The sequence below is a fragment of the Paenarthrobacter nitroguajacolicus genome, from assembly GCF_051027655.1.
Lineage (GTDB): Bacteria > Actinomycetota > Actinomycetes > Actinomycetales > Micrococcaceae > Arthrobacter > Arthrobacter nitroguajacolicus.
Window position 1 is genome coordinate 113,027 of the sequence record NZ_CP073235.1, and the last position, 20,949, is coordinate 133,975.

Consider the following 20,949-nt stretch of genomic DNA (forward strand, 5'->3'; position numbering starts at 1 on the left):
ACGCGCCGCGTTGGTCACCACGTGGACTACAGCCGTCAGACACGCTTTAGACAACGTTGTCTGCAACGCGGGCGCGCCTACCAAGGAAATTGCAATATTGCCCGTAAGATCGCCTACACGATTGTCAGCAGTGCTAACCGCACAAACAGTAGGAGTTCCCATGTCCAACACGCTTTCAAAGGCCGTTACGTCCCACGGAGGACGAGGGACGGCCGGGTACCTTGACCGGGTAGTGGTACTTGCGAGCGCCAAGGGCGGAGTCGGCAAAACCTCAATAGTCGCCAACGTCGCCGGTAAAGCCGCAGAGGACCTCAACGTCTTGGTCATCGACTTGGATCCCAGAGGCAGCTTGCACCGCGATTTTGGCTACGTGAGGCAAGACGGTACGGCTCTTTTCAATGCTCTGGTGCACGTTAAGCCGTTGCCGATCCTCAAAGACGTGCGCCCCAACCTGGATGTCGTACCGGGCGGGGCAGCTATGCAGGACATTGCCGGCATGCTGCTGGTCCGACAGATGTCCAACCCGGAATCGGGCGAATTCGCAGATCTCCTCTACGCGGGCTTAGCACCAATCGCCGAGGACTATGACCTGATCCTCATTGACACTTCGCCCGGAGAGGCAAGCATCGTCCAGGGAGCTTTCACCGTCGCTTCCGCAGTAGTAATCCCTTCGAAAGCCGACGGAGGGTCTACAGATGCCGTAGAAGGCGTAGCGGACCGATTCAAAGCCGTGCGCGAGCGCAATCCCCGTCTTGCCGTGGCGGGCGCGGTGCTCTTCGACGTGGGGTCGACCAGTCGGAAGATTGAACGGAATCTGCGCAAGGAGCTTTCAGAGCTTCTGGAGACTGCGGCGCCGGTGTTTGCTACACGTATTCGTCACTCTGAGGGTGCCGCTCGTGATGCTCGCGAGCACGGCAGGTTGATTCACGAGCTTGAGGGTGAGGTGGATCTGGCGAATAAGACTCGGTTCGCTGACTTCAAGCGCGGGATCCAGCATTCGCCGAAGTTCCACACGTCAAATGCGTCCGGGCTGGCAGCCGACTATGAGAACTTGACCCAGGAGATTCTGATTCGGATCAGCGAACTGGAAGGAGAGGCTGAGTAGCTATGCCTGACGCGCAGAAGGGTTTTGGGGACATCTTTGCCCCTGTTAAATCAACACCGGCGGACAAGGCCAAGCTTCTGAGGCCCCGTACCAGGCGAGAGTCGGGTGGTACAAATATCAGCGTTGTCAATGAGCCTGTGGAATCAGCGGCCGCTCCGGAAACGCTTGTGGTGACGGGAGCTGAAGAGTCTGTGGTTGCTCCGCAGCCTGCGCCGGCCGAGGTGGAAGAGGGCGTCGTCGCTTCGGAACAGGTCATCGGGGCGGCTCGGAGCAAAGGAACCTATCTCCCTCCGGACCTGTTGAAGCTGGTCAAGGCCAGGACCAATGACGACGTCACCTACACCGATTTGTTGTTCGATGCCTTTGATGCCATTGATTTCGAAGAAGTCCGGAAGCATTTCCGTCCTGAGCTGAACGTAGGCCCGTCCGGGATTCATCGGAGGGTCCGTCGTAAGAGGGGGACGGGAAGCATTCAAATCCAGCTTCGCTTGGACAAGGTCCAGGAGAAGTGGATTTCTGACAAGGTTGCTTGGTCGGGGGCGCCGTCCCGAAGCGCGTTCGTTTCGTATGTCTTTGAGCTGTTCCTCCGCCCTGAAGAAGGCTGAACTTAGAGAGCAGGAACTAATGGGTGGCGCGCCAGTTACGGCGGCCACCCATTTCTTTTGCCTAGATGGCGCGGAGTTTCCGGTCGGAGATGTGCTCAGCGGATGGCAGAAGCCGTATCCCCGTTTCAGTGACGAACGTTTTGGCCTGCGGATACAGGACCAAGACCTCGCGGAGATTCTTCTCAAAGGCTGCCTTGAATTGGCGTTTGACTTTGTAGTCCGCGCCGAACTGGCCTGCCAGTTGGCCCCAGGAGACCGTAGTGGGGCGTTCAAGGTACTTAAGGCGGTACACGAGCCATGCGTAGAGGTCGAGCCTCATAGGGGATCCGGATAGGGCTCTGAGCGCTTCCGGGCGGAGAGGGACGGGGGCTTCAAGGACGGACCGGTAGAAGTCCTCGGAAAGCGTGATCGTTGATCCCAGAATGTCGCTCGGAGCTTTGGCGGGATCCTTGGAGAACCACAGCTCGTATCGGCTCGCAACGTTGAAATTCGCCCCGGCGATGCCCCAGCGGTCTCCACTGGTTCTCAAATCCTCAATGTTCATATTGGCTACGGCCAGGCGGTGGAGCTGGTCCAGTGCTCTGGCCGAGGAAGCTCCTGAAGAGTTCATTCCAAGGCTCCGAAGAAATTTTGACAGGGAAGGTCCGAGGTGGAGTTGCCGGCTTCCGGTTCTGACAGCCTCAGTTGTCATCCATGTCATGAGGTATCGAGGGATGACACCAAAGGGATATGCCGGGCGGCGAGAACCGTCTTTGGCAGTGGTCATTCCGGGGCTGATGCTCAACGTGATGCTGTTGTTGCGCCGGACCCATTCAGGGACAGGGCCTGGATCTCTGTAGGGAAGCGAAAGCTGGGCCCAAAGCCGTGCGGAATAGCTCAGAGGTTCTGAGCCGTCGGGGGAGAGCTCAAGGCCTGCTCCGACATTGAGGAGCCGCAGCTCCCTATCGCTGATCAAAGCAGCTGGCTCTTCCGCTGGCGTTGTCATGTAAGTGACCAACCTTTCTGAGACGACAATCCCTGCGAGCAGGTGCTTGTAGCCGTCGTTTTGCCATTGCCTTCTGCTGGGTGGTTTTGGTTGTGGATGACGGAGTTTTTCCACGTGCATCTTGTGACGCAGGGGTTTTGACCCATTTCCGGTCCTGAGAAAGCTTGCGATTCCGCGTATTTCCGCAGGTCAGGCCACGTGCATCTTGTGACGGTTTGTTAGTCGCGCATTAATAAACCGGAAGTTATCCACGTGCATCTTGTGACGCCTGACCTCGTGCATCTTGTGACGGCCATGCTCCGATTTCCCGCGCCAGCACTGGGAAGCAGGAGGGTCCCCATATAGTGTTAAAAAACATGTAGCTCCCCATGTAGTGGTTCGAGCCCGGGTTGTGGATTTGTGGGCATCGCGAATCGCGGCCACTTTTGGGCCCTTCGAGCTTCCTGTTCCTAAAGGCATCCACGCTCAAGATTGTTTGCTGCCAGGGCTTTACGAAGCTTGGCCTTGATCAGGCTGGCGTAAGTCGTAAGGCTGTACCGGCCCAATCCCAGCTCCTCTGCGAGCGCGTATTTTTCTTCGCGTGTTGAGACCGTGAACCTACCGAGGAGCTTTGCTTCTTCTTGGGTGAGGGTTCCTGTTTCGGTAGCCCAGAGGATGACTTTGAGGAGTTCTTCCAGGGGTGTGGCGGAGTGGATGACGTGTTCGTCGGTTTCGCGTTCAGCGGCGATGATGCGGTCGAGTTCGGAGTCTTCGTGTGCGTCGGGCAGGTTGGCCGGTGCTGGGTGGGTCAGGGTGATGATCTGGAGTGCGTTCATGGCCAGGTTGCCTACGACCTTTTCTGTCTTGTGCAGGGGGAAGGTGCGGATGGATTCCCACATGGCTCCCACGGCGACGCAGAGGGCGTCCTGGCTGGGCATGGCGATAAGCCCGCGGCAGTTGCGGCTGAGGTTTACGGCTTTGGCGAGCATGGCTTGGAGGAGGAGGCGTTCGGCGTCTTTGTTGCCTTCCTGGACTTCGGAGAGCATTCCCCAGTAGATCCCGTCGCGGTCCTGTATGCCGGCGGTGGTGAGCGTTGAGAGGGCTTGGGCTCCGGTGATGTATCCGAGAGCGCCATAGTGCTTACGGGATGGGGCGATGATGGTGTCCCATTCGTGGTTCATTCGGCCGATGAGGCCGATGGTCCGGCGGGCGCGGGTTGTTGTTTCGTTGATGCTCATGAGGGCTCCTCGGGAGGCGGTTGGTGGTGGTACCAACCACGCTCCTCAGCAGCTCTGGACGAGCTTCTGGATCAGTTCCCTGCGCGCTGAAAGACGCTGCTTTCGCGCGGTGTAAGTCCTTCTGGAATAAGTGGCTTTCGCGTAGGTGAGAGCTGGGTTCGCACTTCTGGAACGGGGCCCGGTGAAAAGTTTTCAAAGTTTTTTTGCAAAGCCATCGATCCAGGCACCTACATGCAGTGACCATCCCCGACTCAGATCGGGGGACTGATTACTGACGATCCATGAGGAGCTTCGATGGGCGATGAGATGCAGGATTCCGCCGCACTACCTGAATCTGTTTCCGACGAGAACCTGGCGGGGTTTATTGGTGACGCTGCCGTCACGATTAGTGCCGAGGACAAGATGCTTCGGGGCATAGCCGGTCTGCTGGAGCGCCCCTTTGATGCTTCCCGGCAATGTGAGCTTGCTGAGGTTCTGACTTCCCCGGCAATGGCAGCGGCCAATCAGGCTGCAGCTCGGCTTCATTCTCCAGAGCGGGGATCGTCCTCATGAAGCGGCTATGGAAACGTCAGGCCGATGTTGATGCCCCCGAGGACGTCAAAGTTCCGAGTGTGGCCGGGTCCATGAGCCGCGTCCATTCACTGGGTACTAAGGCTTTGGTTGGTGGTTTCTACTTCGTCATGGCTTTGACCGTTGTGGTTGCCTTCGCTGCGTTGGTGCTGTCGCTCAGCAAAGACATCACTGTCTCAGCCGATGCCTCCACGGTTCAGCAACCTCATACTGACAACGCTCCGGCGGCCTACGCTGAGGGTTTCGTTGGTGCCTGGCTGTCGGCTTCCAGCACTGATCATGCCGCCCTGGACACCTACCTTGATGCTTCGAGCGTCGGGATGCTTCCGGCTACTGGATGGGTCTACCGGGATCTTGGCTTGGCGGGTACGGAAACACCGGAAGGCTCCACCCTGACGGCCGTCACCGTGGCCGCAAACGTCAAAGAAACCGCCGTTGTGGATGGCAAAGCGACCGAGTCATGGCCGCGCCGATACTTCCGGGCCGTGGTGAACTCCGACGGCGGACTCAGTCCCGTTGGGCTTCCCTCTCCGGTATCCGGACCGGTCCCTGCCGCATCAGAAATCACCCTCCGATACCCGGAAACCGTCTCGACCAGTTCCGATGCTGCTACCACCGTGAGCTCGTTCATCACCGCTTACGCAACCGGAGCCGGCGGGCTGGATAGGTACACGACCCCGGGGAGCGCCATCGCCCCCATAACCCCGGCCCCGTTCAGCAGTGCTTCGCTGCGATCCCTAAACGCCGATAAAACTCCTTCTGCTGCGCCCAAGGACGGCGAGACACTGCATGTCCTCGTTGGCGTGACCTTCAAGACCGCCCAGAACCAAGGCAGCGCATCGACCTATGCGATGACGCTCAATGCCCGTGCCGGCCGGTGGGAAGTCAGTGCCCTCAACCCCACTCCCGACATCGAAAAGACCAACAAGCCCTCATCAACGAAGACACCAACAGAAAGGCCTACGCCATGACCATCGACCTGCAGACCTCCCTTGACCTTGTCGGGACCGTCTCCCAGATTCACCAAGCCGCTGTCACCCACGTTCCGACAGGGGTCATCGACACTGCCAACCAAAAGATCACAGACCTGATCAACCTCTTGAAGGGCGGGGCCGTTCTGGTGTCCCTCGGCGCGGCATTCTTCATCTCCTTGATGAAGAAGTTCAAATTCACGGGAATCATCATGGGCATCGTCGCGGGCGGACTTTTTGCCTGGGGTGTCTTCGGTGGCATCGGATGGATGGAGACCCAGATGCGCTCTGAACTCCCGGGTTCAGCCTCCGGCCAGGTCACCGAGCAATCTGCTGCGGCCGGGCACGAAACCTTCCTGACCTTGGAATAGAGCCTTGTCTACCCCCGTCACAACAGAAGTAGGTCGGTTCTACACCCGTGCCCGCAAGGTCAAGAAGATGCTGGGACGCCTTCACGATGGTTCCAAAATCTGGGGCGGCCCCTACACCCTGACACAAGGAGGTGTGGGGGTCGTCTCCGGTTTCGTGATTCTCAATACCAACTGGCTATGGACCACCGGAATGGCGATCGTGGACATCATCCTTGGTGGCCTTGTGGTCTGGGGACTGGCCTGGTTTACCGGGCGGCTGCCTTCAACGAACCGCAACCCAGCTCTGGTGATGGTCGACGCTTCCGGCGCCGTGTTCCGGCCCGCCACCGGAAGCTACCGCGGAGAATCTCTCAGCATTCGAGAACCCCGACCACGGCCCGCGCCGCGCCTGCGCCCACTGCCGGAAACCGAATTCATTGAAATAGCAGAACCAATCCCACCTACTCCAGTTGAACCCGAGTCGCAGGCTCCTGTAGGGCCACCGGATCCCCTCCCCATGAGTGGATCAGCCGTTCAACGCCTGCTGGCACAGGTGAACACCAAGTAGGAGGAAACCCCAAATGCAGCGCATCCCGTTCTCGTCCCTGGCCGACCATCTCATGTGGACCACTGGCGGCATGATCTGGGCCATGTGGCGACTGGATCCTCTCGCCTACGGGTACGGCAAGCACGAATCGAAAATGCTCGTCAAGGCAGCACACCAGGCCATGTACCAGTCCCTGACCGGTGAATCACTGCTGCTCGGGCTCAGCGCCAACCTCGATCCCGCCGTGGTCATCGAGAACATGATGGACGGGGTCCCCATGGATCGCTGCCCCGAGTACCTCACCGAGGTTGAGCTGAGTCTGGATGAACTGGAAAACAACCCCGTCGGTACACGTGCTTTCTGGCTGGCGGCCCCCATCGCAGATCTCGGCATCAAAGAAGCCGTCAAAACCAAATTCCACGCAGTAGACGCCATTGTCCGACGTCACCTGGCTCTGCCTCGACGGGTTCCCACGCCGACGGAAATCGCGCACGCCCTAGAGGCGGCTAAACAGATCGAAAAAGCCATACCTCGCGAATTTCAGGCAAAACCGGCAACACCAGACGAACTGGCGTGGATCAACGACCACATGCAGCAGCGCGGCCTCAGCCTCGATGTAGCCGTACCGGAACCCAAGAGCAACGCCCCGAAAGGCCGGGTCATTTCCGGAACCCTGCTCTCTGAACCCTGGATCGACGAAGGCGGACAGTCTGACCAGACATCGGCAGCGGCCCGTGCGCTGCCCTTCAAACGCCGCTACCTCAAAGTCGGCCACGTCGAAAGTGAGACTGACTCGTACCAAGTCTTGATGGCCATGACCGGGACCCCCCAGGGCGGATTCGTGTTCCCCGGCGTTGAATTCATCAAAGCCATCGACGATCTGCCCGTTGATGCAGACTTCGCCATCAGGATGACAATCCAGAAGGCCGAGAAAGCGAAACAGCGCAATGCCCGCGCTGAATCGACCCTCAACGACCAGTACGAGCAGCAAAGCGGCCAAAGCAATCCCATCACCGGCAGCACAAACGACCTGGATGACATTGCAAGAGTCCTCGCGGACTATCAGGCATCGCTGAACCAGTCCGAAAGTGAAGTCGAAGTCCAGGCAACGACCATCATTGCCGTCGGAGCAGACAACCCAGTGGACGCCAAAGCAAAAGCCAAATTCATTACGGACTTCTACAAGCGGAAGGAATTCAAATTCGAGGCACCCCTCGGAGGACAAGAAGAACTGTGGTGGGCCATGCTCCCAGGGATCCCCGCCTCCCGGCTCGTCAACGAGCTCGCCCAGATCACCACAGGGCGCGAATTTGCCATGGGCGTACCGGTCGTTTCAAACGCAATAGGCGAAGCCACCGGGTTCATGGCCGGGTACAACATCTCATCAGGTCGTCGTTCTCCCGTCTTGATGAACATCGGCGGGAACATGGAACGAGACCTTTCCGGTTCCTTCGGAGCCACGGGGGAGAACGGGTCCGGAAAATCGACGTTCCTCAAAACGGTTGCCGGGCACACTTTCGACCGTGACGGGCTCCTGGTTGTCGTAGACCGCTCAGACAACCAAGAATGGGCCGCTTTCGCCAAGTCACTGAACCCGGAACGCACCTCAATCATTGACCTGATGGCGCCGAAATACTCCATGGACCCGCTAAGGATCTTCGGTCCGAAAGTTGGCTCACGAATGGTGAAAACACTCTTCGCTCAGCTCTTCGCGATCCAGACCATGAGCGACGACGGAGACCTCATCAGCTCTCTGCTGGAACCCAACTACATGATCGAGCACGGGGTGACCTCCCTGTCGAAGCTTCTGGATCACATGCAAGGTGACACAGGCATTCCAGCACGTAACCGCGACGTCTGCGACCGCATGGCCAGGCGTTTGAAGAACATCGCCACGATCGACCTGGGAGATGTTCTCTTCAACGACGAACTGCCGGCACTGTCCATGGCATCCCAAGCAGTGGTGTTCTGCACCCACGGTTTGGACTTGCCCAGCAAGGATGAGCTCTTCAACGAGTCGTTGAAGAAGGAAATGAGCATAGAGAAGATCTTCGGCCGTGCCATGTACGCGCTGCTGGCCAGCATCGGTAAAACGATCTGCTTTGCTGACGACGCCCGCGAAGCGCTGATGATCGTCGACGAGTGCCACCACATGACGTCCTCCCCGGAGGGGGAAGAGGAGATCGTCGATTTCATCCGCTACGGACGCAAGCACAAAGCCGCGCTCGGACTGGGAAGCCACGACGCCATCAACGACTTTGGATCCGAGGTGCTCCGTGGGCTCATACCGCAGCGCTTCGTCTTCAGGAACCGTGATGAAACGCTGGCCCGAAACAACCTGAGATGGTTCGCCTCCATGGACACGGACGAATGGGTTGAAACCGTCACCAAGCATCTGTCTCCTCAAGGAGCCCAGGGCGTGCCGCTGGAACGCCGTGGTGAATGCCTGTACCGCGACGCCAGGAACCGGATCTCCACCGTCAAAATCCAAATTCCCCGCGAACCCCGCCGGGCCAAAGCAGTACTGACAACGCCTCCCAAAGTCGACAGGCAGAAGGAGATGGCAGCGTGACCTGGCTCCTGTCGCTCTTCAACCGCCCAGAAGAGTTCCGGGTCAGTATCCTGACCAGGATCGGCGCAGAGGTACGGTTCTGGCTCTATCAGCATCCCCGGACCCGCCGAACCATGAGCATTCTCTTCCTCTGGGCTGTCCTCATTCATGCCGGAGCCACGGCCGCCTTCGCCGCCGACGGCACCGGCCAGGGCTCCGGACTGTTCCTGCCCACTGCTGGCATCCATGACACTCACGGAATCCCGATCGATAAGTACATGTCCTTGCCGCTGGACCGTGGAGACGCCTGGACACCCCAGAAGATGTGGATCACCAGCATTCTGGACTTCCTCTGGGTGGGGCACATCTTCTATATCGCCATGCTCTTTGCCATGGTGAAGTTCCTGCTGGCCTTTGAATGGATCGAATTCATCGCCTCACCCCTGAACGGGATAGCTGTCTCCTTCCAAGCCCTGGTCAACCAGATCTATTGGATACCCTTTGCCCTCATGGTGACCGCCTTCGTCGCCGGCATTTACATCCTGAGAGGCAAATTTTCTTCAGGACTCATCGAATGCGTAGTCGCCGTCGTCATCGCCATCGCTGCCACCGGTGTCCTGGCAAACCCCGTCGCCACCATTACCGGGCCCGACGGGATCTTGAACAAAGCCAAAATCTGGGGTGGTGAGATCTCCGTCGCCATCACTACAGACCGACAACCGTGCATGCCCGGCGGCAACTGCCGACGCCCCACCGCAGATACGACCATGTCCGCGGACAAAGTACTTGCCGAGAACGTCATCGCCCAGCTCGTGGATACGTTCGTCAGAGTTCCGGCGCAAACCGTGACTTTCGGCCACGTCCTGACCGGGGATTGCGACAAAGTCTTCGACAAAGCTTTCAATGACCGGAACCCCATCAACGTCGCTGAAACGAATGTTCGAGACAGAGTTGGGGAATGCGACAAGGACGCCAAGGAATACGTTCAGTCGCCCGTGATCACGAAGATCGGCGTGATGGCCAACATCCAGTCCGGCAGCTTCTTTATGAACCTGCTGATTCTCGGCCTGTCCCTGTACATCATCAGCTCCGTGTTCTCATCCCTCTGGAACGGGCTCAAAGCCATGTTCGCGTCCCTCTGGGCCGTCCTGCCATCAACGTCAAGAACAGGGCTGTGGCGGTCGATTATCGGAATCTATTCCTCCTGCGTCATGATCGTCGTCGCCCTCATCTTCCTCGCCGGCTACATGAAGGTACTGGTTTCCATCACCGCCCTAATGAGCCGCTTCGGGATCGTCCTCCAAATGGCGTTCGTCAACATCGCCGTCCTCGTGTTCCTCATTGGCCTGTGGCGACTGCACCGCCGCGCGAAAAAGGCAGGAGAAACCTTGGCCCAGCGTCTGGGGAAACTCGGCCTCGGAGCAGACGAAAAACCCCGAAGCCAAACCGTCAAACAACTAACCAACCGAGTGGAGCCCTGGGTACGAGATGCCTGGCGTGATGCCCGTCTGACCAAGAACCTCAAACCCAAACAACAGCAACCACAACCACAACCGGGATTGGGGTGGGCTCCCAACGGGGGAGGCACATTCACCGACCTTGGCGAGAAGATCACACCCACGCCAACCCTCGGATCCCGTGTCATGCCCGCCCTGACCTCCGGCCCCGGCGCAGGCCCCACGGACAATCCCCCCACTCCTGCTCCAGGAGGACCAGGAGGAGGCGGAACAGACGGCAATCCGTCAGCATCCGCCAAGACAGCAACGAGCCTGGACTTCGTTGGAACAGCGGCACAGTTCATTCCCCACCCGGCCGCCAAGGCCGTCGGCGCCGCAGCGAAAATCGGCTCCACAGCCGCCCGCACCAAAGCGGCGATCGAAGCTCCCGCGACTGGCCAGCGAACCACGGGACAAGGCAGCACCCCCGACCCTGCCCACGACAACCTCACCCGCCGTATCACTGTCGACTCGCATGGCAACGGATCAGTCACCCCCCGCCTATCCGTTGACCAAAGGGGCAACGGATCCGTTAATCGGCCTGTCGAAGGAACAATCATTGAGGCCCCGGCAGCCCCGCCGGCCCCGCGCAGTGCCCGCTCGGTCGAACTCTCAGCCAAGCTCGCCCAACTCCGCTCAGTACGGCCGGTAGGCAGCAGATGAAAAAGGCAGTAATCGCCGTCGCCGCAGTAGCGGCGGCGGCTCTACTCTTCGTTACCGTTATCTTCTTCAGCGGGGCCGCCTTCTTCCTGTCAGGCTCCGGCGCCGTGCTCGCTCGAGGCGGACCAGATTCGCAAACAGGCTCCACCAAGTGCATCGCCCCCACCTTCGCCGGAGGGTACGCCAGCCCCTTAGTTGGCCAGCTGACCTCCGGCTACGGTCCACGCCCCAACCCCTTCGGCCCCGGTGTTGTGCCCGCCGGATTTCCTGATGAATCAGCCCTGACCTTCCACGCGGGCCAAGACATCGCCGGCGTCCCCGAACGTACCCCGTTCTACTCAGCGTCCGCAGGCACTGTCCGAGTAGTCGACTCCGGCGGCAACGCCGGAGGCAACGGCATCATCATTGATGCCGGAAACAACACCGAATTCTGGTACTGGCACGCCGCCGACGGCACGTCCAAAGTCAAAGCAGGCCAGACCGTCAAGGCCGGCGACGAACTGGCCGGTGTCGGATCGACCGGCGCCTCAACCGCCCCGCACCTTCACTTCGAGATCCACGTCAACGGCCAACACGTAGACCCCAACACGTACATGAAAGAACGAGGGATCACCCTCGGCGCCGGCGGAGCCACTGCCGGCGATGCCCCAGCCCAAGCAGCCCCTGTCTTAGGTGGTGGCCTTACGGTCAAAGGCCCCAACGGATTACCCCTCACGTTCAGCAGTGAGCAAATGAACCTGGTGGCCATCATCGTCAAAGAAGGCAAAAACGCCGGAGTTCCGACCAACGGAATCCTCATCGCGCTCATGGTTGCCCTACAGGAATCAGGGATCAACACCTACGCCAATTCCGGAGTCCCTGAATCTCTGAAGTACCCGCACATGAAAGTCGGAAGTGACCACGATTCCGTCAATGCGTTCCAGCAGCGCCCCGCGGCCAGTTGGGGAACCGTCGAGGAACTGATGGACCCCACCTACGCAGCCCGGGCCTTCTACGGTGGGAAAGAAGGACCAAACCACGGATCCCCCAGAGGACTCTTGGATATCCCCGGATGGGAACAAATGAGCCTCACCGAAGCCGCCCAGACCGTGCAGGTTTCGGCCTTCCCGGACGCCTACGCCAAGTGGCAGACAACCGCCCAGCAACTCCTTGAATCCGCCGGCGGCGCCATCCCAACCCAATGCACTCCAGGGGCCGATCAGCCCATTACGGCAGCAGACAACGCCGGCACCCGCACCAAAATCATCGAAGCCGCCAAGCAAGGAGTAGGAGGAGACTACGTCTGGGGCGGGACCACTTTCAAAGCCTGGGACTGCTCGGGATATGTCCAATGGATCTATGACCAGGCAGGCATCAAACTTCCACGCGTCAACCAGTGGACGGCCGGAAGCAAAACCACCGACCCCCAGCCAGGGGATCTCGTCGTGCAACGGCAGAGCAGCCCCGGGCACTGGGAACACGTCGGAATCTATGCAGGCAACGGACAGATGTACAGCGCATTGAACCCTCAGGAAGGGACGCTCCTACACGCCACCACGTGGGAGACCGACACCGAATACTTCACTCTGCTCAAGGCCACCCCATGACCAAGCACACCCTGATAACAAGCTGCATCGTCGCGGCAGCTGCAGCCCTTGCAGCCTTGGGAATCTGGCTGTTCCAGACGCCCTCACCAGCCAGCAACGAGCCACCAGCACGTCTGGAACAGCCATCACAGGCATCAGAACCAACAGCGACAGATGGCAGACAAAACGGCCCGGAAACCCCGGAAACACAAGGAACCCAGGCAACTGTTCCAGAAGCTCCAGCCCCTGAAGATCCCGTCCTGAGCACCGCACAGATAGCGGAGCTGGACACAGCGGCCAGAGACTTCGTCATCTCATACCACCGCCGCTCATTCGAGGACCCCAGTGCTTCGTCATGGCTGACAAACGCCCTGACCAACTGCACACCGGAATTCGGTGCAGAACTGACGACAAGATTTTCAGGTGACGGTGGACTTCAGTGGACGCGCTACGTAGAAGGCCGCTCAACAACCGAGGCACGGATCCTGCGAACACAACCTGGACGGACCGAGGAATACCCCACCGGCAAGATGACGATGATCGTTGACTACACCGTCACCACCCAAAGCCAGGACCCAATGGTCGCCGCGGCCGATACTCCGTACGTGCGAACAGTAGAACTGGTCAGAGTAGGAGACAGCTGGAAAGCTGCATCCCTCTCAAATCTCTCAGGCGAGCCCACGGCCTAGCGGGAACGACCACCGCGGGCCAAGGCAGCCACTGAGCGCGCCTAACCCCACAAGCGCACAGGAACACCTTCAAGCCAAACACGACCAGCCTCCGCGCTTGTACAACCAGTCGTATACGCTCCACAGGTGTGCTCATTGCTATCCGGCATAGGCGCCCCGGAGGCCTCACCGTGACCACGACATTCCATCCCAACGTCATCACGGAGAGCTCACCCCGCGGGGGAAAAGACAGGTGAACAGACCAACGCCGGTGGTCCCAGACCATCCACAGAACACCCCACATCAGCTAGCACGGTAAGCGATGCTGCAAGCAGCGCCGACGATAAGGCCATACGGATGGAGGGAAGACTTGCCCAGTGCCAAGCGGGCCAAGCTGATGGAAACCTCGTGTGCCCTCATATTGGAAGGACAACACCCACCTCCACACTCTGGATCACTTCTCTTGATTCGGGGTCTCGAGTTTTACCCTCGCCGCCATAAACGCGTTTATAACTTCGAGGGTAAAACTTGGGACCAAATGGAATCGGCCCAATCTCGAAACAACGAAACGCGACGCAACTGACCCTCCAGGCGCACCACGCACCAATCACAGCTTCATGTGAGCTACAACATTTGTATCTATTATGGATACAATTGATGCATGACTGCTGAGACTGTCGCCTTTCTCGGGGCAATTGCCGAGCAGCGCTGGGGGCTTGTGACTACCTCACAAGCCGAGCGCGCTGGGATCTCCCGCATGCAGCTCTCTCGGCTGTCAGCGGCCGGAGCAATAACCCGCGTCCTCCAAGGCGTCTACCGGATGGCGGGTGCGCCCATGCTGGAACACGAAGACATCATCGCAACTTGGCTGGCCACCGGTGGCGACAGCGCCGCACGGACTACCACCGGAGCACCTGGACTCGTCGTTGCCGGAATCGATGCAACCCTCCTGCACGGTATCGGCGATTTCTACCCAGAAGGCCACACCCTTATCTCACCAACCCGCAAAGGCACGCGCCTGCCCGGAGTGAAAATCAAAATCAGAACCCTCACCCCCGAGGACGTCACCTACGTCCAAGCTCTACCCACGCTGACCATCGAGCGAACGATTGCCGATCTCGTCGAATCCTGGACGGACAGATCGCTCATCTCCGACACCATTCGCGACGCCATTGCCCAAGGCCGGCTTGTCCATCCCCAACGACTGGTCGAACATCTTGCACCTCTCGCAGCCGCCAATGGTCACGACGTCAACGACGGCGCAGCACTGGCGCAGGAACTGTTCGACCTGGCCGGCACCAGCCCTTCGGGATGGGCGCCCCGTGTCTGAAGCCGGCTACAGCTCCTGGACAGCTCTGGTCGCAGCGTTCAAAGCCACCGCAGCCAAGTCCGTCAAGGACGGGGGAGCCCACGACATCAACTCACAGCTTGTTCAAGCAAGGTTTGACCGTTTCCTCTCCCGGGTCTTCGCCGACGGCGAGAAATCAGAATGGATGCTCAAGGGCGGAGGCGCCATGCTCGCACGCGTGCCCCTAACAAGAGGCACCAAAGACCTCGACCTAGCGGCCAGCGCCGCCGACCTTGACGAAGCCCTCCATGCTCTGGAAGAACGAGCTTCAGTAGATCTTGGCGATCACATTCGCTTCGAGCTCGCCCGCACCACCGACACCGGACAAGGGGACAACCAGCCGGGCACCCAAACCCGCAGGGCTCAATTCACTGCCTACGACGCAGACACAGGGAAGAAGATCGGGGACATACCAGTCGATATCGTTGTGGGACCTCCACCGGTCGGGGTGCCGGAAGTGGTGAACCCCGCGAACCGAATCCATTTGCCGCGTCCTATCCCAACCCACCCCTACCGCCTATACCCCTTGGCCGACCAGGTCGCTGAGAAGGTGTGCGCCACTCTCTCGCGATACGGCGGAGTCCCCAGCAGCAGAACAAAAGACTTGATTGACCTTGTCGTGATCGCCCGAACCCAACGGCTCAACGCCCGCGAACTCCAGCGCGCGATAGACGCCAAAAGACTAATGTCCCAAATCGGCGAAGTCTCCACCTTCACAATTCCCGAAGGATGGAGGCGAACGTACCAAGCCCTGGCCAAGTCCACGCCATCAACCGGTGGAATAACAGATGTGGCGGATGCGCAGGAACTCGTAGCTGCCCTCGTCAACCCGGCACTGGCGCCGGACCCGGCCCCTTCCAACATCACATGGATTCCAGGTTCAGGGTGGCTGGCCGAACCCGAGCCAAGCGCTGAACCCCTGCGAGCGCCTGACTCTGCCGGGTCGGATGTTTGGGTTCGTCGTCATGTCCGGGCAGGTTGGCCGGTCAGTGAGCATTCCCGTTCCCCACGTGGTTCGCGTGCGGATCCGTAGCCTGCCGGGCTTGTAATCTTCGGTTCTCCGGCACCTACCCCGTGTACACCTGCAAATTGCGAGTACACAAGGGGCCCATATGGGATCGGTCGAACTTCTGGATCATCGGCGTGATGCGCCTGCCATAAAGCGTCAGGGCGTAGGGACGAGTACTCAGTGGACCTTGTCCAGGAGCGAGCTGACCCGCGCCTTGAGTGTGGGTCCAAGTTTGGTGGATCGGCTGGAGCAGGCTGGGTATCTTGCCAGGGGACATACCCCTTTCAGTCAGATCCAGTGGATGCTCAACGCGTCCAAGGTCAGTTGTAAGGGGCGGCTGCCTCTGGCGCAGACACCTGCTCAGTCGTTGCCTGGGCCGCAACACCTTGATGACTCGCGTTGGGCTTCGCAGTATTTCGGCCCTTGGCCTAATCGTGGCTTCCCTTACGACGAGGTCAGCACGGGCAAGATCCTGGCAGTGGGGACAGGGACGTTCATCACCGGTGCCCTTCGTATCCACGAACTCATTCCAGGACCGGATTCCACCCTCCATCTGACTGGCCATGCCATTGCCAGGTTGCGCCCGCCGGCCGCGGGAAACGTGAATCCTGCCATCACCATCGATCGTGATGAACCTGAACATATTCAGGCCTGGCTCAGCGAACTCATCGGCAGCCGGTATACGCCCCGCCGCGGCGGATCCCTCGCTCTCATTTAGCTACCGCAAACACGGAGACATCATGAACAGTCGTAACAAGGAAGCGCTGCGGTCATCCCGCCTTTGGTCCAGGGTCATCGTTGCGTTTTTGGTTGGTGAGCTATGAGCTCAGCATTCGGCCGCACACAGACAGCTGAACCGCCCGGGGCGCAGCTTCCTCCTCCTCACAACCCATGGACGCCCGTCATGCTGGTGTGCCTTGTTCTGGGGGTCATCGGGTCATGCATCCTTTGGATCCAGGGGTCTACCGTCGGGGCGATCGCTACAGCAACCTTTTCTGGACTGTCGACTGCGGCAGCCACTGTGGCAGCTGTCCGGAACAGGCGCCGGCAATACATCGTCGACAATGCTGTTGAAGCGCTCGCTCCGCACCTCGGGGTCAGGAAGGTCTCCCGAAGCCTGGTTAGGGCTTCGAAATGGGGAGAAGGTTTCACGGGCTATCCAGCGAGGGTTTCGGTCCGGTATGGGAGGACCGTCAACGATCATGACGGTATCTGGCTGGCCAAACTGGGGGAAGTTGTTGACAGGAATTTCGACGGTACCTATAAGGTGGACGCCCATGACCGACGGCGTAAGCACATCCGGTTTCGCTTGGATATCACCGAGATGGAGAAGGAGTCTTCAAAGACCGCTGATGCTTTGAGGGCTGAATCGGTCATCACGGAGCTTTTTGGCAAGGACGTCACCATTGATACCAATGAGGATGACGAGGGCATCAAGACCATCGGGGTCAGCGGACTGCCAAGTGCGAAACTATCTATTGGGTCTCGCCGTTCAGGGGTCGAGCGGGTCATTGCAGCAACTTTGCCGGGCCGTCTCAAGGCTGTTTGGGATCTGCAGCATTCCTCGGTGGAATTCAAACGCCGTATCCCTCTGCCCACTATGGTCAGGCCGCCAGAGGAGCACTCGCCGCTTGCTCTCGACCACAGGGTTTATACCGATTTCAAGGTTCCCCTTGCTGTGGCAGAAGAAGACGAGCTTCTCGAATGGTGGCCGGCCGTTCAAGCCCACCTCATGGTGGTTGGTGGTACGGGATCCGGTAAGACCGTTCTCCTTCACGGAGTAACCCAACGTGTAACGCAAGCTGGTTGGCGTACTTGGATTATTGATGGCAAGCGTATCGAGTTCATCGGTTTTCGGGGGTGGCCAAACGTTGAATTGGTTACCGCCCGGATCGAACATCAGGTGCGTGCCGTTCTGGCAGCTCACGAGCTCATGGAAGAACGGTATAGCCAGGTAGAAGTAGGCCAGGCCAGCTTGGCGGACTTCGAGCCGCTCCTGTTGGTGATTGACGAACTCACCACGTTCCTCAAGCGAGTTGAACGGTGGTGGAAGAAGGTCAAGCCCAAAGGGGCGCCTGCCAGGCCACCGATTCTTGATCTCATCGCAGATCTTGCCCGGCTCGGACGTTCCGCAAAGATCCACATGATTGTGGGTCTGCAGCGCCCGGACGTTGAATTCGTCGGCGGTGAAATGCGCGACAACTTCGGCGCCAGGGTGTCGATGGGCCGATTGTCTCCTCAGGGAGCCCAAATGATGTGGGACTCCGCAGCGATTGGCGTAGCCATTCCTCGCACCTCCCGGGGCCGCGCGATCTGTTTGGACAGCAAATCCCGACCAGTGGAAGCACAAACGTTCTTTTCGCCTAATCCGGATCCCAATTCACCCGGCTTTGACGAAGCCTTCGTTGAATCAGTGCGCCCGAAGGTCACCTACTACTCACGAAAGATGGTCGAGGTCCTCGAACCCAAGGAAGACCTTGACGGTGAAACCCTCCCGCTGACGTTCGACGACTATGCGGTGGCCGAAATCATCGAGTACGACTCGGACTACGAAAAGCGGCATGCTCATATCCCGGCCGGAGATACGCCGCGCAAGAACGCGTTCTCAAGGGCAATACAACAGCCGCTCCAGGATGCAGTCGACGAACCAGAGCGGGTGGAAGTAGAGGACGCCGCGGGTGAAGAGGATCAGTTCACCGGATACGACGCAGAGACGTATTCGGGTCCTGAAGATCTGAGCGCCGGCGATCTGTTCTGCGTTGACGAGAATATCGGCCAATGGGGCGTTGTCGAGTCGATCGAGCCCGACTACAGGGACGACTCGGTCATGACCATCGACTTCAGGGACTTCGACTCCGGTGAACCCGAAACGATCATGCTCAGTTCAGATTCCGCACTGACGGTGCGGCACCCATCCACAGTTGATTAAGGAGCACACCTATGAGTAACAATGGCGGCAGTGGAGACCTGACCCCGGATCAGATGCAGCTGATCTGTATTGGCTTTCTCGCTCTAGCTATGGGCCTTATTCCGTTCGGGGCCCTCCTTGATCCGGTCAGGGATTGGCTGCTGGCCAGCCACGTCATGGTTCCTTCTGCCCAGGCACTAATCGAGATCCCGGGAACCGGAATCGGACTGGATCTGCCGAGGCTTATCATCCTCGCTGCAGCGGCCGTCGGGATCATAGCCGGAACCGTTTTGATCGTCAGGAGAAGAAGCGTCGACGACTAATCGGGGACGTACCAAGGGCGTTGGCCGCATTCTGCTGCCAACGCCCTTTCTGCGTTCACGACCGTGGCAAAAATACAGAACCCCATACCTACACCCTGAGAGACCGGGAATCAGACGCGGAATAGAGGATGTAGCAGAGGCATGTGCCGATCCAAGGAAGTAGGAGCACGCCGGTGCCCGGGCTGCAAGGGTCCGGCCGCCAGGGACGCTCACAACGCGCGCCGGCGGGACAACCGGGCAGTGAAGGCGCAGATCCTCGCTTGGGCCGCCGAGGAGCCGGAACACCAAAAATCCGTGGAAGCTCTCAAAGTCCTCCCGCCGGTGCAAGCGAAGGAATGGGCCCGGCAGCGAGGAGCTCCAGCTGCAATTCTTAACCCACCAAAGCCCAAACAACACGATGGCAAGGCTGTCATACGGCAGCTGGACCTAGCGGACCAGTTCTGGGTGACACCGGAACTGGCGAGAAGCATCGAAGCAATGCAGTCGCTGCAGGGCCAACACCTACGCGAGGGATCCCTTCTGACCGGACACCTCGAAAGAACGATGAGGCTGGACGGGCACAGCGACGGGTCCGCGTACTACCCCCTTGACGGACCTGTGAACGTAACCCGAATAGCTTGCTTTGATAACGGAGATATCGCGTTCCACAAACCCTTCGCCGGGCTGGACACTGATTGCGCGGAGGACTACGGTCAGGAATCCGCAATCCAGCCCGTACATGAGGCCGCGGCCTGGCACCTAGCCAGAAATTTAGGCAAGCGGTACGAAAAGTTGGTCCCTCCCTGTGTAATCCGTGTTGTCGATGATCGAATGGGGTCCCTCTCACTCGGAGTACCAGGGGACCCCGGCGACCCCACCGCAGCCCATCTCCGCGAAGAGGCCGACGATGCCGCATTCTTTGACTGCCTCGTCGGCCAGCGGGACCGGCACCTCGGAAACCTCCTGATCGATAACCAGTCCTCGAAACTGCACCTCATCGACCACGGCTTCACCTTCGCCCGCCCAGGCGACACCATCAACGTCTCCATGCTGGTCCACTTCCGAATACAACGCGGAGGTCTGGCACTGACTCCTCATGAAACCAAAGCACTACGCAACGTGTTGAGATCCCACGATCTTTTCGGACTATCCCAAGCACTTGAACCAGAACGATCAGAAGCGCTAAGAGCACGAGCCGCAAGGATGCTCACATCGGGCCAACTGGAACACAAGGAATTCTAATATGTTAATCTTGCATGAACATATCCAGCGGCCTGAAGTGAAGGAGGTACGAAGATGATCGAGGTTCGTTTCATGAAGCTAGCCACAGACCGACAGACAACTGCCGTCGCGGCAGTCCTTGTTGTTCTCGATGATGGCAGCCACACTTTCACAGGGGAGCTGCCCGCAGCCATCCTGGACACGCCGATACTCGACCGCACCCACCCTCAAGGCCGGATACTTTTCTACGACGACCCGCTCATGTGGGCAAAAAATTGCCACAAAGCCTTTCGCGGGCCATATCTGAGTGCGGACATCTCTCGCCAGACAGAGAAGCCCCAGTTCAGACGCGGCGACACGCCACCGGACTTAATAGGTTAAATGAATCGTCACTGGGGGTAGATTCAATCTCATGGAGCAGAAGCGAGCGAAACGCGAGCGTGGAACAGGTCTTGGAAACATGCCATTCCTCGTCTATGTTGAGGGACCCGCGAAGCATAAAGCCGACCAAATGGCCGACGCAGCTTCGGTCACCCTGTCGAGAATGATCGAAGCCATCATCGATCACATGCCAGAGACTGTTTCGCCTGGTACATACGGTGATCCTGCAAAATACAGGACCAAGGATCACACCGGCGATGAAATTCTCACAGGGCTTGTCGCTCCGGCACGCAAGGCCAAGGTCAAGCGCCTGGGGAAGCTGAACGGCGGCTCCACTTCGATGGCCCAGGTGATGAACGCGTTCATCACCAGCATTCGCCTCGATCCTTACGGACTCCCTGAGTGGTGGCTTGATCCAGCAGCTCCGAACTATCAGGAGGCTTTGCCCATCACAGGCACTTAAAAGAGTGAGGGCGCCGGATCCGCCAAG

At 59.1% G+C, this 20,949-nt stretch carries 20 protein-coding genes; 18 read left to right on the plus strand and 2 right to left on the minus strand.

Annotated elements, in window-relative coordinates:
- The first annotated feature begins 160 nt into the window (after positions 1-160).
- Positions 161-1,105, plus strand: coding sequence for a ParA family protein (locus KCX59_RS22645; RefSeq protein WP_179016942.1), 945 nt, complete (start codon positions 161-163; stop codon positions 1,103-1,105).
- Positions 1,106-1,107: 2 nt separating this feature from the next.
- Positions 1,108-1,710, plus strand: a complete 603-nt coding sequence (locus KCX59_RS22650; protein WP_179016943.1) for a hypothetical protein — start codon at positions 1,108-1,110, stop codon at positions 1,708-1,710.
- 61 nt (positions 1,711-1,771) lie between these two features.
- On the opposite strand, the gene KCX59_RS22655 is transcribed toward KCX59_RS22650, so the two are convergent.
- Positions 1,772-2,695 carry a replication protein RepA gene (locus KCX59_RS22655; RefSeq protein WP_179016944.1) on the minus strand — a complete coding sequence of 308 codons (924 nt, stop codon included), beginning with the start codon at positions 2,693-2,695 and terminating at the stop codon, positions 1,772-1,774.
- Between the two features lie 449 nt (positions 2,696-3,144).
- Entirely contained in the window at positions 3,145-3,912 is a 768-nt protein-coding gene (locus tag KCX59_RS22660) for a hypothetical protein (protein WP_179016945.1), read from the minus strand.
- Positions 3,913-4,206: 294 nt separating this feature from the next.
- Between KCX59_RS22660 and KCX59_RS22665 the strand changes: the two genes are divergently transcribed.
- The 16 genes from KCX59_RS22665 (at position 4,207) to KCX59_RS22740 (ending at position 20,922) form a co-directional block, all read left to right on the plus strand.
- Entirely contained in the window at positions 4,207-4,464 is a 258-nt protein-coding gene (locus tag KCX59_RS22665; RefSeq protein ID WP_179012559.1) for a hypothetical protein, read from the plus strand.
- Positions 4,461-5,453: a conjugal transfer protein gene (locus KCX59_RS22670; RefSeq protein ID WP_179016946.1), complete on the plus strand. Its 993-nt coding sequence runs from the start codon at positions 4,461-4,463 to the stop codon at positions 5,451-5,453. Before KCX59_RS22665 ends, KCX59_RS22670 begins: the two co-directional genes overlap by 4 nt.
- On the plus strand, positions 5,450-5,824 hold the full coding sequence (locus KCX59_RS22675) for a hypothetical protein (protein ID WP_179012557.1): 375 nt from the start codon (positions 5,450-5,452) through the stop codon (positions 5,822-5,824). Before KCX59_RS22670 ends, KCX59_RS22675 begins: the two co-directional genes overlap by 4 nt.
- 4 nt (positions 5,825-5,828) lie before the next feature.
- Positions 5,829-6,371 (plus strand): hypothetical protein, encoded by a 543-nt coding sequence (locus tag KCX59_RS22680; protein WP_178993124.1) that lies wholly within the window; start codon positions 5,829-5,831, stop codon positions 6,369-6,371.
- A 13-nt stretch (positions 6,372-6,384) separates the two neighbouring features.
- Complete coding sequence (locus KCX59_RS22685; protein ID WP_179016947.1) at positions 6,385-8,922, plus strand: ATP-binding protein; 2,538 nt, start codon at positions 6,385-6,387, stop codon at positions 8,920-8,922.
- Positions 8,919-11,060, plus strand: a complete 2,142-nt coding sequence (locus KCX59_RS22690) for a hypothetical protein (protein ID WP_179016948.1) — start codon at positions 8,919-8,921, stop codon at positions 11,058-11,060. Before KCX59_RS22685 ends, KCX59_RS22690 begins: the two co-directional genes overlap by 4 nt.
- A complete protein-coding gene (locus KCX59_RS22695) occupies positions 11,057-12,643 on the plus strand; it encodes a peptidoglycan DD-metalloendopeptidase family protein (RefSeq protein WP_179016949.1) in 1,587 nt (528 codons plus the stop codon). Before KCX59_RS22690 ends, KCX59_RS22695 begins: the two co-directional genes overlap by 4 nt.
- Positions 12,640-13,311, plus strand: coding sequence for a hypothetical protein (locus KCX59_RS22700; RefSeq protein ID WP_179016950.1), 672 nt, complete (start codon positions 12,640-12,642; stop codon positions 13,309-13,311). The genes KCX59_RS22695 and KCX59_RS22700 overlap by 4 nt, the downstream gene beginning before the upstream one ends.
- A gap of 640 nt (positions 13,312-13,951) precedes the next feature.
- Positions 13,952-14,620: a type IV toxin-antitoxin system AbiEi family antitoxin domain-containing protein gene (locus tag KCX59_RS22705; protein ID WP_179012544.1), complete on the plus strand. Its 669-nt coding sequence runs from the start codon at positions 13,952-13,954 to the stop codon at positions 14,618-14,620.
- Positions 14,613-15,671: a nucleotidyl transferase AbiEii/AbiGii toxin family protein gene (locus tag KCX59_RS22710; protein ID WP_370629167.1), complete on the plus strand. Its 1,059-nt coding sequence runs from the start codon at positions 14,613-14,615 to the stop codon at positions 15,669-15,671. Before KCX59_RS22705 ends, KCX59_RS22710 begins: the two co-directional genes overlap by 8 nt.
- A 79-nt stretch (positions 15,672-15,750) precedes the next feature.
- Complete coding sequence (locus KCX59_RS22715; RefSeq protein WP_178993117.1) at positions 15,751-16,365, plus strand: hypothetical protein; 615 nt, start codon at positions 15,751-15,753, stop codon at positions 16,363-16,365.
- Positions 16,366-16,467: 102 nt separating this feature from the next.
- The gene (locus tag KCX59_RS22720; RefSeq protein ID WP_179016952.1) at positions 16,468-18,576 is read left to right on the plus strand and encodes a type IV secretory system conjugative DNA transfer family protein; all 2,109 of its coding nucleotides are present in this window, start codon (positions 16,468-16,470) and stop codon (positions 18,574-18,576) included.
- Between the two features lie 11 nt (positions 18,577-18,587).
- Entirely contained in the window at positions 18,588-18,878 is a 291-nt protein-coding gene (locus tag KCX59_RS22725) for a hypothetical protein (protein WP_179016953.1), read from the plus strand.
- Between the two features lie 141 nt (positions 18,879-19,019).
- On the plus strand, positions 19,020-20,099 hold the full coding sequence (locus KCX59_RS22730) for a hypothetical protein (protein WP_179016954.1): 1,080 nt from the start codon (positions 19,020-19,022) through the stop codon (positions 20,097-20,099).
- 54 nt (positions 20,100-20,153) lie between these two features.
- The gene (locus tag KCX59_RS22735; protein WP_179016955.1) at positions 20,154-20,459 is read left to right on the plus strand and encodes a hypothetical protein; all 306 of its coding nucleotides are present in this window, start codon (positions 20,154-20,156) and stop codon (positions 20,457-20,459) included.
- Between the two features lie 31 nt (positions 20,460-20,490).
- A complete protein-coding gene (locus tag KCX59_RS22740) occupies positions 20,491-20,922 on the plus strand; it encodes a hypothetical protein (RefSeq protein ID WP_178993112.1) in 432 nt (143 codons plus the stop codon).
- Positions 20,923-20,949: the final 27 nt, after the last annotated feature.